The organism is Streptomyces pactum (genome assembly GCF_002005225.1).
In the GTDB taxonomy this organism is placed as follows: domain Bacteria; phylum Actinomycetota; class Actinomycetes; order Streptomycetales; family Streptomycetaceae; genus Streptomyces; species Streptomyces pactum_A.
The window spans coordinates 3,940,423-3,953,890 of the sequence record NZ_CP019724.1; the positions used below are offsets into that span (position 1 = coordinate 3,940,423).

Genomic DNA, 13,468 nt, shown 5'->3' on the forward strand with positions numbered 1-13,468 from the left:
TACTTGCCGCCCGGCAAGCTGACTACACTCGGGAAGGTAGACGCGTAACTAGCCGGGCGTCAAGTAAGTTTTTCGGAAAGTGCGCGGAACAGGAGGTGCGTAGGAGGATGGGCGGCACGATGGACGGCACCAAGCAGCAGCGACGCCGCGGGGACACCCGCCAGCGCATCCAGGACGTGGCGCTCGGACTCTTCGCCGAGCAGGGGTACGAGAAGACCTCGCTGCGCGAGATCGCCGAGCGCCTCGACGTCACCAAGGCCGCGCTCTACTACCACTTCAAGACCAAGGAAGAGATCCTGGTCGGCATCTTCGAGGATCTCTCCCGGCCCATGGAGGACCTGATCGCGTGGGCGCGGGAGCAGCCGCACACCCTGGAGACGAAACAGGAGATCATCCGCCGCTACAGCGAGGCGCTGGCGGGCGCGGCGCCACTGTTCCGCTTCATGCAGGAGAACCAGGCGACGGTCCGGGACCTGCGCATCGGCGAGATGTTCAAGACCCGCATGCTCGGGCTGCGCGACAGCCTCATAGACCCGGAAGCGGACCTGGTCGACCAGGTCCGCTGTGTCAGTGCGCTGTTCACGCTGCACGCCGGGATGTTCGTCCTGAGCGACCTCGAGGGCGACCCCGAGGAACAGCGCGCGGCCGTTCTCGAGGTCGCCACCGATCTGGTGACCCAGGCGCACCGGGGCTCGGCCGGGCGCGCGGCACCCGCTCCTTAGACGGTCACGCCCTTGTCGCGCAGGAAGGCGACCGGGTCGACGGCCGAGCCGTAGTTCGGGGTCGTCCGGATCTCGAAGTGCAGGTGCGGGCCGCTGGAGTTGCCGGTGTTGCCGGACTTGGCGATGGACTGGCCGGTCTTCACGATCTGGCCGGCCTTCACGTTGATCTTGGACAGGTGGGCGTACTGGGAGTACGTGCCGTTGCCGTGCTTGATCACGATGGCGTTGCCGTAGGCGGGGCCGTCACCGGCGCCGTTGCCGCCGGCCTTGACGACGGTGCCGCCGTGCGCGGCGACGACGTTGGTGCCGATCGGCACGGCGAAGTCCTGGCCGCTGTGCTTGCTCGCCCACATGCCGCCGTTCTGGGCGAAGCTCGCGGTGAGCTTGTACTTCTTCACCGGGTCCACCCAGGAGGCGGCCTTCTTCTTGGTGACCGTCTTCTTGGCGGCGACGGTCTTCGCGCTCGTGGCCTTCTCGGCCTTCGCCGCCTTGGCCTGCGCCGCGGCCTGGGCCTCGACGGCGCTCGCGGCGGTGGAGGTGCTGGAAGCCGCCGTGGTGCCGGTGGCGGCCGCGACCCCGGCTCCCAGTGCGACCGAGGCTCCGAGGCCTGCGGCCATCACCGCGGCGCGGGTGCGGATGGTCGTACGGGAAGAACGGGACGTGACACGCGGGAACATTCGAACCTCATGGGGACGGGAACAGAGGAAAGCCCCTCCGGCGGGACGCACAGGGCGCTCGTCGGGCGGGCTCCACCTTGGTAACCCGGCGGCCCCGAACCGCACAAAGGTGTGACCTACGACCCTATTTAGTACTTCAGCACGAAACTTCACGAGTCTCGACAGAGCCCCCATTCTGGACAAAACCAGCTCAGGGCCCCGGAAAACGACCGCCCCTCCAGTCCGATGTGTCCGTTTTCGTAGTTCTTGCGGCTTACACTATTCCGGGTAGTACAGCCCGAACCCCCTGTGCGGCATGTCACCGGCGGCCATGATCGAAGGCCCGGTGAATGTGACCGGGGCTACTCCCGTCCCGGCTAACCCGCCCCCCGTTCAAGGGGGTTCACCTAGGCTCGGACCATGGTCGACGTCACAGCACTCGGGGCCCGTGTCGCGTCCAGCGCGGTCGCGCCGCTCGTCCGCCGGCTCTTCGTCCGGGACGGGCCGGGGGCCGGGCTCGTCGACCGGCCGGTGCGGATATCGGCGCTGGTGTCCTTCCGCAGCGAGAAGCGCAGCGTCACCCCCAGGGACGTCGACAAGGTCGCCGGGGAGCTGGTCCGCAGGGCGCTGACGGCGGTCGGCCCCGGGGAGCGGCCCGTCGACGCCGCCGAGGCACCGGCCGTCAAGGCCGCCCTGGCCCGCACCCTCGCCCGGCTCGGCGAGATCACCATCGAGGACTACGAGGCCGTCGGGCTCGGACCGGAACGCTTCGCCCGGGAGCTGCGCGCGAACGTGCCGCTGTCCCCGTACGGCCTGGGCGAGGACGGCCTGCTGCTGTACGAGCGGGTGCTGCACACCGCCTCGCTGCACATCCTGAACTTCCTCACCCAGCGCTCCACCTACGTCGCCCGCCAGCAGACCGTCCAGACCCAGCAGCTCGCCAAGCTGGTCCAGGCCGTCGACGTACTGCTGGAACGGCTGCCGTCCCAGTCGGCCGAGGACGCCGGGTTCGAGGAGCGCTACGCGGACCACATCGCCGGCCGGTACGGCACGCTCACCATCTACGGGCTGGACGCCGGGACCCGCGAGTGGCCGCTGGACACGGCCTACCTGAGCCTGGAGGCGACCCGGGCGCGGTCCGGGCGGGAGGACGGCCGCCGCGACACGGAGTACCCGACCGTGGCCGCCGAGCAGGTGCTCGCCGGCCAGGACCAGGTGTTCCTGCGCGGCGTCGCCGGCTCCGGCAAGACCACCCTGGTGCAGTGGCTCGCGGTGACGGCGGCGAGCCGCGCCTACGACCACGGGCTGACCCACCTCATCGGACGGGTGCCGTTCGTGCTGCCGATGCGCCGGATCGTCCGGCCGGGGGCCGAGCTGCCCTTCCCCGGCGACTTCCTGCGGGCGGTCGGCTGTCCGGTCGCCGGGGAGCAGCCGCCGGGGTGGGCGGAGCGCGTCCTGCGGGCCCGGCGCGGGGTGCTGCTGGTCGACGGCATCGACGAGATCGCCGGCGACCGCCGCGCCGCCGCCCGGCGCTGGCTGCGCGAGCTGGTGCGGGCCTTCCCCGGGAACCTGTGGCTGGTCACCTCCCGCCCCTCGGCCGTACCGGAGGACTGGCTGGCCGCCGAGGGCTTCGGTGAGCGCGTGCTCGCCCGGATGTCCCAGGACGACGTCACCACCTTCGTACGGCGCTGGCACCGCGCGGCCGACGCGGAACCCGCGACCGGCGAGTCGCTGCTGCGGTCCGTGCGGACCACGGCCGAGCTGAACCGACTGGCCACCAATCCGCTCATGTGCGGCATGCTGTGCGCCCTGCACCGCGACCGGCGCGGCTTCCTGCCGCAGGACCGCAGGTCCCTGTACGAGGCCGCCCTGACCATGCTCCTGGAGCGCCGGGACCGGGAGCGCGAGCTGCACGACTCCGACGAGGCGCGACTGCCGTACGCCGTCCAGGTGCAGCTCCTGCAGAAGCTGGCGTGGTGGCTGATCCGCAACGGCCGCCAGGAGATGGACCGGGCCGACGCCCTGCGGATCATCGGCCGTGCGCTGCCCGCGCTGAACCTGGCGGACACCGGCGACGAGGAGGTCTACCGCGCGCTGCTGCTCCGTTCCGGACTGCTGCGCGAGCCCGCCGAGGGGCGGGTGGACTTCCTCCACCGCACCTTCCAGGACTATCTCGGGGCCCGGCTGGCCGTGCAGGAGATGGACTTCGACCTGCTGGTCAACCACGCGGAGCTGGACGACTGGGAGGACGTCATCCTGCTCGCCCTCGCGCACGCCCGGCCCAGGGAGGCGGAGTACATACTGCGCCGGCTGGCGGACTCGGGGCCCGCGCGCGGCACGCTGCTGGCGGCGGCCGGGCTGCGGTACGTGGCGGAAGTGGAACCCGGGGTGCGCGAGCGGGTGGAGGACGGCCTGCGGGCGCACATACCGCCGGTGGACTTCGAGGCGGCGCGGGAGGTGGCGCGCGCCGGGGGCGACCTGGTGCTGGGGCTGCTGCCGGGGCCGGAAGAGGTCGATCCGCGCACGGCGGCCCGCGTGGTGCACACGGCGGTCAGCGTGGGCAGCGATGCGGCGCTGCAGTTCCTGCGCCGTTTCCGCGATCACCCCGGCTCCGGCGTGCAGCAGACCCTCGCCGCCGCCTGGCACGGGTTCGACCGGGACCAGTACGCCCACGAGATCCTCGCCCACCTGCCCCGGCAGTGGGCCGTCGGTGTGTCCACGGCCGACGACCTGCGCACGCTGCGCTCGCTCGGCGGCTGGGAACACGTCCACGTCCGCGGCGCGTACCGGGTCGACGACCTGACCGAACTGATCGTCGCGGAGCGCCTGGTCCACCTGACGCTGGACGCGGCGCATCCCGTGGAGGGGCTGGCCTGGCTGTCGGCGTTCCCCGGTCTGCGCACCGTCACCGTGCTGACGGAGACGGACGCGGCCGCGGTCCGGCAGGTGCCGGACGCGGTGAAGGTCCAGATCGCCTCACCCGGCTCGTCCTCCCAACCACAGGGGTAACCCACATACATGGATGCCGTCGTCCGCACGCCCTCCCACCTCGCCGCCCCCCTCGTCCACCGGCTCTTCCGCGACCCCGTCCGGCCGCCCGTGTTCTCCGAACCGGTCCCCGGCCTCGTCGCCTGGCACGGCCGGGACGCGTCCGCCACCGAGGACGACGTCCACCGCACCGCCGCCGACCTGGTCCACCTCGCCGCCGAGCGGCACGCCGCGCCCACCGCCGAACTGGCCCCCGTCGTCGACGTCCTGGCCCGCACCCTGCTCGCGATCGCGCAGGTCGACGTCACCGACGCCGACGCCGTACGGCTCGGGCCGCAGGACTACGCGCGGCGCCTGCGGGGCGCGGTGCAGGGCGCGGACCGGGAACTGTCACCGGACGCCGCCTGGTTCCACGACGCGCTGCTGGTCTCGGTGTGCCTGCACGTCCTGCACCACCTGGTGCGGCGCTCGCCCTACCTCCAGCGCCACCTGGCGGGGCGGGCCGGCCGGATCGCCCAGCTCGTCGACCTGGGCGACGCCGAGGCGGCGGCCCGGCAGCCCGAACGCTCCCAGCAGGACGCGGCGTTCGAGGCCGAGTACGCCCAGTGGGTGGCCCGGCGGTACGGCTGGCTGACCATCGTCGGCGTGGACTTCCCCAACGCGCCCGACCGTTGGCCGCTGGAGGAGACCTACCTGAGCCTGGAGGCGGAGGAGCGCAGCGGCGGCGTGGCCGGCGCGGAGGACGAGCAGCGCACCGTCCTGCTCGCGGACCGCGCCCTGGAGGACCACGAACGGGTGCTGCTGCGCGGCGGCGCGGGCTCCGGCAAGACGACCCTGGTCCAGTGGCTCGCCGTGGCCGCCGCCCGCCAGGGTTCCCGGGTGCCCTTCGTCCTGCCCGTACGCCGCTTCGCCCGCGAGGGCTTCCCCGCCCCGGACGACTTCCTGCACGCGGTCCGGCACCCGCTGGCCGACCGGGCGCCGGAGGGGTGGGTGGTGCGCACCCTGCTCTCCGGCCGTGCCCTGCTGCTGGTCGACGGCATCGACGAGGCGCCGGAGAAGGCGCGCGGCGAACTGCGCGACCGGCTCCGCCGGCTGCTGCGCGTCTTCTCCGGCAACGGCTGCCTGGTCACCTCCCGCCCCTCCGCCGTGTCGGACGGCTGGCTCTCCGGCGGCGGGCTCGCCGAGGAGGACTTCGTCGAGCTGTCCCTCGCGCCCATGTCGCGGGACCAGGTGACGCGGTTCATCCGGGACTGGCACTCGGCGGCCCGGCTGGACGAGCAGAGCAGGTCACCGGGGGCCCGGGAGCGGGCCGCGCTCGACGAGTACGAGCAGCGGCTGCTGCACTCCGTACGGATCTACCGCGAGCTGCGCCAGCTCGCCACCAACCCCCTGATGTGCGGCCTGATATGCGCACTCAACCGGGACCGCGCCGGCTCCCTGCCCAGCGGCCGCAAGGAGCTCTACGACGCCGCCCTGGAGATGCTGCTGCAGCGCCGCGACCCCGAACGGGACGTGCTGTACGCCGACGACGTGCGGCTCCAGCAGAGCACCCGGGAACGGCTGCTGCAGAAGCTGGCCCACGCCATGCTGGAGGAGGACGCCTCCGAGCTGACGCGCGAGCGGGCGGTCGGCATCCTGGACGCCGCGCTGCCGGCCATGCCCGCCGCCCGCGCGCAGGGGGACGGCGCGAAGATCTTCCGCCATCTGCTGCACCGCACCGGACTGCTGCGTGAACGCTCGGGCGAGTCGGTCGACTTCGTGCACCGCACCTTCCAGGACTACCTGGCCGCCAAGGAGATCGTGGCGCGCGGCCGGTTCCCCACCCTGGTGGACCACGCCCACCAGTCCGAGTGGGAGGAGGTCATCCGCATGGCCGCCGCCCACGCCCGCCCCGAGGAGTGCTCCCAGTTCCTGGAGCGGCTGCTCGCGGCGGCGCCCGGACTGCGCCGCCCGCAGATCAACCACCGCCGGCTGATGGCCGCGGCCTGCCTGGACCACGTCACCGAACTCGACCCGGCCGTCCAGCGGCTCGTCCACGAACGCACGAAGAACCTGGTACGCCCCACGACCGAGCCGGCCGCCCGCGGCCTGGGCTGGGTCGGGCCCATCGTCCTGGAGCTGCTGCCGGACCCCGGGCAGGTCCCCGACGACCGGCAGGCGCTGCTGCTCGCCATCACCGCCACCCGCGTCCAGGACGACGCCGCCATCGACTACCTGGTCCGTCTCCGGTCCCGCTCCGCCCTCCCGGTCCGCACCGAACTCGCGCGGGGCTGGCGGCACTTCGACACCGAGCGGTACGCCCACGAGATCATCGCCCACCTGGACCAGGACGGCCTCTACTTCCCCGTCGCCGACACCGCCGAACTGGCCGCCCTGCGCGAGCTCGGCGGGCGCCCGCGCATCCAGGTGGCCGGCGTGATGCGCGCCGAGGAACTGCTGGCGGGCCTGTCCCCCGGCCAACTGACCCACCTGTGGCTCAACGCGGAGCTCCCCGACACGGACGTCTCCTGGCTGTCGGGCTTCCCCCGGCTGCGGGTACTGCGGGTCAACCCCCGTCTGCCGCGGGTGCGGAACGTGCCTGACGGGGTGGAGATCACGGCGTGACGACGGGCGCCCGCCGGCCGACTACTGCTCAGTAACCCAATCGTTGCCGTCCGGCCACTTGTTCGGGCCAGCATGCACGCGACAACTTTGTTGCCGTCAGGCATCCGCGCAGGCATGAGAGGACCCCACCCCCCATGACCGAACAGACCGGACAGACCAGACAGACCCGGCGTACCTGGAAGCTGGCCGCGGGCACGGCCGCCGTCACCGCGGCGGCGCTCACCGCGACGGTCACGCCGTCCGTCGCCGCCCCGGCCGAGACGCCGCGCGCCACGGTCACCGCGGCCGCGGCAGCGGCGGACGTCGACTACGACACCTGGCAGAAGGACTGCCGGGCCGTGATGGACCAGGCCATGCCCTACCTGAAGAAACGGATCGCCGACGCCGGACCCGGCGAGAAGCAGGCGATCGTCCTCGACATCGACAACACCTCCCTGGAGACCGACTTCGGCTTCAGCTACCCGCAGCCCGCCAACCGGCCGGTCCTGGAAGCCGCCCGGTACGCCCAGGAGCACGGCGTCGCCCTGTTCTTCGTGACCGCCCGTCCGGGCATCATCGAGGCGCCCACCGAGTGGAACCTCGACCACGCCGGCTACGAGTCCTCCGGTCTGTACGTCCGCGGCTTCCTCGACCTGTTCCGCGACGTCGCCGAGTACAAGACCGAACAGCGCGCCGAGATCGAGTCGAAGGGCTACACGATCATCGCGAACATCGGCAACAGCGCCACCGACCTGTCCGGCGGCCACGCCGAGAAGACCTTCAAACTCCCGGACTACGACGGCCGGCTCTCCTGACCCTCGATAGGCTCCCCTCGTAGACCGACCACGGGGGTGGCGCATGGAACCGGCGGTACTCGGCGGGAAGTTGGCGTCCAGCCTGGTCGCCCCGCTGGTGCGGAAGCTCTTCGTCACGGGCGGCCCCGGTGCCGGGCTGGTCGACAGACCGGTCCGGCTGACCCACCTCGTGGCGTTCCGGGGCGAGCGGCGCACGCTCGGCGAGAAGGAGGTGCGCAGGCTGGCGGGGCGGCTGGTCGGGGACTCCCTGGACTCCCCGGGCGAGCCGCCCTTCCCGCGCGACGAGGAGACCGCCGTCGCCGACGCCCTGACCGCCCGGCTGCTCGCCCTCGGCGACCTGGACATGGACGACGTGCAGGCGGTGCGGCTGGGCCACCGGGAACTGGCCAAGCGGTTGCAGTACCGGGGGGACGGCGCCTTCGGCGTCCTATCCGCCGACGCCTGCTACTTCCTCGACTCCGCGACGGAATGGGCCTGCCTGCACATCCTGGAGTTCTTCACCCGGCGCTCCACCTTCGTCGCCCGCACGCTGGTGGAACAGACCCGCGGACAGGCCGAGCTGATCGCCAAGGTCGACGAGCTGATCACCCGCACGCCCCGGCCGGATTCCCGGGACACCGCCTTCGAGCGCCGGTACCTGCCCTACGCGGCCGAGCAGCACAACCGCATCACCATCTACGGCATCGACCTGCGCGACTCTCCGGACAGGTGGCCGCTGGAGGTCGCCTACCTCAGCCTGGAGGCGACCGCCATCGAGGAACGGGCCGTCCTCCCGGGAGAGCACACCGAACCGGAACGCACCGTCCGCCTCTCCGCCGAGGACGCCCTCCTGACCTGCGACCGCGTGCTGCTGCGCGGCGACGCGGGCTCCGGCAAGACCACCCTCGTGCAGTGGCTGGCCGTGACCGCCGCCCGGGACGGCGACCGCGTCCCGTACGTCCTGCCGCTGCGCACCCTGATCCGTGCGGGCGCCCTTCCCTCCCCGGCGGCCTTCCTCACCGCCGTGGGCTGCCCGCTCACCCCGCCCGAGGGCTGGGCCGAGCGGGTCCTCACGGCCGGCCGGGGCCTGGTCCTCGTCGACGGCCTGGACGAGATCCCCGCCGCCGAACGGCACCGCACCCGCGACTGGCTGCTCGCCCTCATCCGCGCCTTCCCCGGCAACCGCTGGCTGCTCACCTCCCGCCCCACCGCCGTACGCCCCGACTGGCTGGCCGCCGAGGGCTTCCGGGAACTCGCCCTCACCCCGATGCGCGGGGCCGACGTCACGACCTTCGTCCGGCGCTGGCACGCGGCGGCCGACGCCCCCGGGTACGAGACGCAACTGCTCGACGCCCTGCGCACCAAGCGCGACCTGGCCCGCCTCGCCACCAACCCGCTGATGTGCGGCCTGATCTGCGCCCTGCACCGCGAGCGCCGCGGCTACCTCCCCACGGGGCGCAAGGAGTTGTACGACGCCGCCCTCACGATGCTGCTCGCCCGCCGGGACCGGGAGCGTGGCATGGCGGCGGTCGAACTGAGCGAGGAGGCCCAACTGGAGCTGCTCCAGCGGCTGGCGTACGCGCTGGTGCTGAGCGGGCGTACGGAGATGGAGGTGGAGAGCGCCGAGGGCATCGTGGAACGCGCGCTGCCGTCGGTCGCCTCGGCGGCGGGGCAGGGCGACGCGTCGACGGTCCTGCGGGCGCTGGTCCTGCGCAGCGGGCTGCTCCGGCGGCCCGCCGAGGAGGTGCTGGATTTCGTCCACCGCACCTTCCAGGACTACCTGGGCGCGCGGTACGCGGTCGAGGAGGGCCACCTCGACGTCATCGCGGGCCACGCGGACGACACCCAGTGGGAAGACGTGATCCGCATGGCGGTGGCCCACGCCCGGCCCGGCGAGCGGGCCGTGCTGCTACGGCGGCTCCTCGCGGAGAACACCCCGCGGCTGACCCTGCTGGCTCTGGCCTGCCTGGAGCACGCCACCGCGCTGGACCCGGCGGTGCGGGCGGAGGTCGAGGCGCGGGCGGGGGCGCTGATCCCGCCGGGCTCGAAGGAGGACGCCAGGGCGTTGGCGGAGGCCGGGCCACTGGTGCTGGAGCTGCTGCCGGGCCCGGAGGGGCTCACGGACGCGGAGGCGCACGGGGTGACGGTGACCGCCTCCCTCCTGGCCGAACACGAACCGGGCGGAGCACTCGCCGTGCTGCGCCGGTTCCGGGAGCATCTTTCGCTCGATGTGCGGCGGCAGTTGGCGGGGACGTGGGACCGGTTCGATGCGCGGGAGTACGCGGCGGAGGTGTTGGACCACCTCGACCAGACAGACCTGTTCGTGGTGTGCAGGACTCCGGCCCAGCGTGAGGCGGCCGCCTCGATGGCGCCGTGGGCTCGGCTCACGTTGCGCGGGGCGTGCCGCATGGCCGACGTCATCGCTTCCGCACCGGATCCGGGAGCGGTGACGTCGCTGCAACTCGTCGACAACCCGCAAGTGACCGAGCTCGGCGGTCTGGCGGCCTTCCCCGCCCTGCGGGTGCTCCTGGTCAACTGCCCGTCGGCCCGGAAGCTGGAGCAGTTGGCGCGGCTGTCGCTCACAGATCTCGTGATCGGCCGGGCCGCCGATCTCGCCGGGCTCTCGGAGCTGACCTCGTTGGTTCATCTGTCGGTGGCGGACCGACTCCCCGGTGTCCGGCTGACCGATGCCCTTCCCGCGGGGGCGCTTCTGCAGTACCTCCACCTCGGCGCCGACGCCACCCTCGGCACGGGTCTGCGGGGACTGGCGCACTGGGGGACGCTACGCACCCTGTACCTGTCCCCGACCACGCCGCTCACCGCCGAGGACTGGGCCGAGGTCCAGCGTCTGCCTCAGCTCAGGGGCCTGCTGCTGCACGGCTCCCTCTTCCCTGATGGCATCGGGCCGCTGCCGCCCCTGCCGGGCATCCTCGAACTCAGCCTCATCGGCTGCAAGGGAGACGAGGACCTGTCGGTGCTCGCGCCCCGTCTCCCGGACGTGCGCACCGTCGTCCTCGACTCCGCCTCCGACGCCCCGTTGGACACCGAACGGATCGCCGCACTCTTTCCGGACGCCGAAGTGACCGTGGACTGAGAACGTCAGCACGACGAAAGGGGCCGCCCCGGGACCGAAGTCCCGGAGCGGCCCCTTTCCAGGCTCACCCCCGGAGGGCTACGCCTCCTTGCTCAGGTTCGGCCCGGCACCGCCGGCCGCCTGCTCGATCGGCGGGACGTCGGGGAGCGCCGACTTCTCCTCACCCCGGAAGGTGAAGGTCTTGGCGTCGCCCTCGCCCTCGGTGTCCACGACCACGATGTGACCGGGGCGCAGCTCGCCGAAGAGGATCTTCTCCGACAGCGTGTCCTCGACCTCGCGCTGGATCGTGCGACGCAGCGGACGCGCGCCCAGCACCGGGTCGTAGCCCTTCTTGGACAGCAGCTCCTTCGCGGACTGGGAGAGCTCGATGCCCATGTCCCGGTCCTTGAGGCGCTCGTCGACCTTGTCGATCATCAGGTCGACGATCCGCAGGATGTCGTCCTGGCTGAGCTGCGGGAAGACGACCACGTCGTCGACACGGTTGAGGAACTCGGGCCGGAAGTGCTGCTTGAGCTCGTCCTGGACCTTGTTCTTCATGCGCTCGTAGTTGCTCTTCGTGTCACCCGCGGCGGCGAAGCCGAGGTTGAAGCCCTTGGAGATGTCCCGGGTGCCGAGGTTGGTCGTCATGATGATGACCGTGTTCTTGAAGTCCACGACCCGGCCCTGGGAGTCGGTCAGGCGACCGTCCTCCAGGATCTGCAGCAGCGAGTTGAAGATGTCCGGGTGGGCCTTCTCGACCTCGTCGAAGAGGACGACCGAGAACGGCTTGCGGCGGACCTTCTCCGTGAGCTGACCGCCCTCCTCGTAGCCCACGTAGCCGGGGGGCGAACCGAAGAGACGGGAGACCGTGTGCTTCTCGCTGAACTCCGACATGTCGAGGGAGATCAGCGCGTCCTCGTCACCGAAGAGGAACTCCGCGAGCGCCTTGGAAAGCTCCGTCTTACCCACACCGGACGGGCCGGCGAAGATGAACGAGCCACCCGGACGCTTCGGGTCCTTCAGACCGGCACGGGTACGGCGGATCGCCTTGGACAGCGCCTTGACGGCGTCGACCTGGCCGATGACCCGCTTGTGGAGCTCGTCCTCCATGCGCAGCAGGCGGGACGACTCCTCCTCCGTGAGCTTGAAGACCGGGATGCCGGTCGCCGTGGCGAGGACCTCGGCGATCAGCTCGCCGTCGACCTCGGCGACGACGTCCATGTCGCCGGCCTTCCACTCCTTCTCCCGCTTGGCCTTGGCGGCCAGGAGCTGCTTCTCCTTGTCGCGGAGGGAGGCGGCCTTCTCGAAGTCCTGCGAGTCGATCGCGGACTCCTTGTCGCGGCGGACACCGGCGATCTTCTCGTCGAACTCGCGCAGGTCCGGCGGCGCGGTCATCCGGCGGATGCGCATCCGGGAGCCGGCCTCGTCGATCAGGTCGATCGCCTTGTCCGGCAGGAAGCGGTCCGAGATGTAGCGGTCGGCGAGCGTCGCCGCCTGCACGAGGGCCTCGTCCGTGATGGAGACGCGGTGGTGCGCCTCGTAGCGGTCGCGCAGGCCCTTGAGGATCTCGATCGTGTGCGGCAGCGACGGCTCCGCGACCTGGATCGGCTGGAAGCGGCGCTCGAGGGCCGCGTCCTTCTCCAGGTGCTTGCGGTACTCGTCGAGCGTGGTCGCACCGATGGTCTGCAGCTCACCACGGGCCAGCATCGGCTTGAGGATGCTCGCGGCGTCGATGGCGCCCTCGGCGGCACCCGCACCGACCAGCGTGTGCAGCTCGTCGATGAACAGGATGATGTCGCCGCGCGTGCGGATCTCCTTGAGCACCTTCTTCAGGCGCTCCTCGAAGTCACCGCGGTAACGGGAGCCGGCGACCAGCGCGCCGAGGTCCAGGGTGTAGAGGTGCTTGTCCTTGAGGGTCTCGGGCACCTCGCCCTTGACGATGGCCTGCGCGAGGCCCTCGACGACGGCGGTCTTGCCGACGCCGGGCTCACCGATGAGCACCGGGTTGTTCTTGGTACGGCGGGACAGCACCTGCATGACCCGCTCGATCTCCTTCTCGCGCCCGATGACCGGGTCGAGCTTGGACTCACGAGCGGCCTGGGTGAGGTTCCGGCCGAACTGGTCGAGGACCAGGGACGTGGAAGGCGTGCCCTCCGCAGGACCGCCGGCGGTGGCGGTCTCCTTGCCCTGGTAACCGGAGAGTAGCTGGATGACCTGCTGCCGCACCCGGTTCAGATCTGCGCCCAGCTTGACCAGGACCTGGGCGGCGACGCCCTCGCCCTCACGGATCAGGCCGAGCAGGATGTGCTCCGTGCCGATGTAGTTGTGACCCAGTTGGAGGGCCTCGCGGAGCGAAAGCTCCAGAACCTTCTTGGCACGGGGGGTGAAGGGAATGTGACCCGACGGGGCCTGCTGGCCCTGCCCGATGATCTCCTCCACCTGCTGGCGGACCGCCTCGAGCGAAATCCCGAGGCTCTCAAGGGCCTTGGCGGCGACACCCTCACCCTCGTGGATCAGGCCCAGGAGGATGTGCTCGGTGCCGATGTAGTTGTGGTTGAGCATCCGGGCTTCTTCCTGAGCCAGGACGACAACCCGCCGCGCGCGGTCGGTGAACCTCTCGAACATCGTTAATCGCTCCTCAGAGCGGTCAGG

Annotated in this window: 7 protein-coding genes; 5 read left to right on the forward strand and 2 right to left on the reverse strand. The window is 71.6% G+C overall.

What is annotated here, in order from left to right:
* The first annotated feature begins 107 nt into the window (after positions 1-107).
* Positions 108-722 (forward strand): TetR/AcrR family transcriptional regulator, encoded by a 615-nt coding sequence (locus tag B1H29_RS16445; RefSeq protein ID WP_199832345.1) that lies wholly within the window; start codon positions 108-110, stop codon positions 720-722.
* Here the strand turns inward: B1H29_RS16445 and B1H29_RS16450 are convergent.
* Positions 719-1,399, reverse strand: a complete 681-nt coding sequence (locus B1H29_RS16450; RefSeq protein ID WP_055418597.1) for a M23 family metallopeptidase — start codon at positions 1,397-1,399, stop codon at positions 719-721. The genes B1H29_RS16445 and B1H29_RS16450 overlap by 4 nt on opposite strands.
* A gap of 399 nt (positions 1,400-1,798) precedes the next feature.
* On the opposite strand from B1H29_RS16450, the gene B1H29_RS16455 reads away from it, so the two are divergent.
* From B1H29_RS16455 to B1H29_RS16470, 4 genes are all read left to right on the forward strand, one after another.
* Complete coding sequence (locus B1H29_RS16455; RefSeq protein ID WP_055418598.1) at positions 1,799-4,387, forward strand: NACHT domain-containing protein; 2,589 nt, start codon at positions 1,799-1,801, stop codon at positions 4,385-4,387.
* 9 nt (positions 4,388-4,396) lie between these two features.
* Complete coding sequence (locus B1H29_RS16460; protein WP_055418599.1) at positions 4,397-6,970, forward strand: NACHT domain-containing protein; 2,574 nt, start codon at positions 4,397-4,399, stop codon at positions 6,968-6,970.
* A 134-nt stretch (positions 6,971-7,104) separates the two neighbouring features.
* Complete coding sequence (locus B1H29_RS16465; RefSeq protein WP_055418600.1) at positions 7,105-7,764, forward strand: HAD family acid phosphatase; 660 nt, start codon at positions 7,105-7,107, stop codon at positions 7,762-7,764.
* 43 nt (positions 7,765-7,807) lie between these two features.
* The gene (locus B1H29_RS16470; RefSeq protein WP_055418601.1) at positions 7,808-10,837 is read left to right on the forward strand and encodes an NACHT domain-containing protein; all 3,030 of its coding nucleotides are present in this window, start codon (positions 7,808-7,810) and stop codon (positions 10,835-10,837) included.
* A 78-nt stretch (positions 10,838-10,915) separates the two neighbouring features.
* Here the strand turns inward: B1H29_RS16470 and B1H29_RS16475 are convergent, their stop codons facing one another.
* Positions 10,916-13,441 (reverse strand): ATP-dependent Clp protease ATP-binding subunit, encoded by a 2,526-nt coding sequence (locus B1H29_RS16475; protein WP_055418602.1) that lies wholly within the window; start codon positions 13,439-13,441, stop codon positions 10,916-10,918.
* Positions 13,442-13,468: the final 27 nt, after the last annotated feature.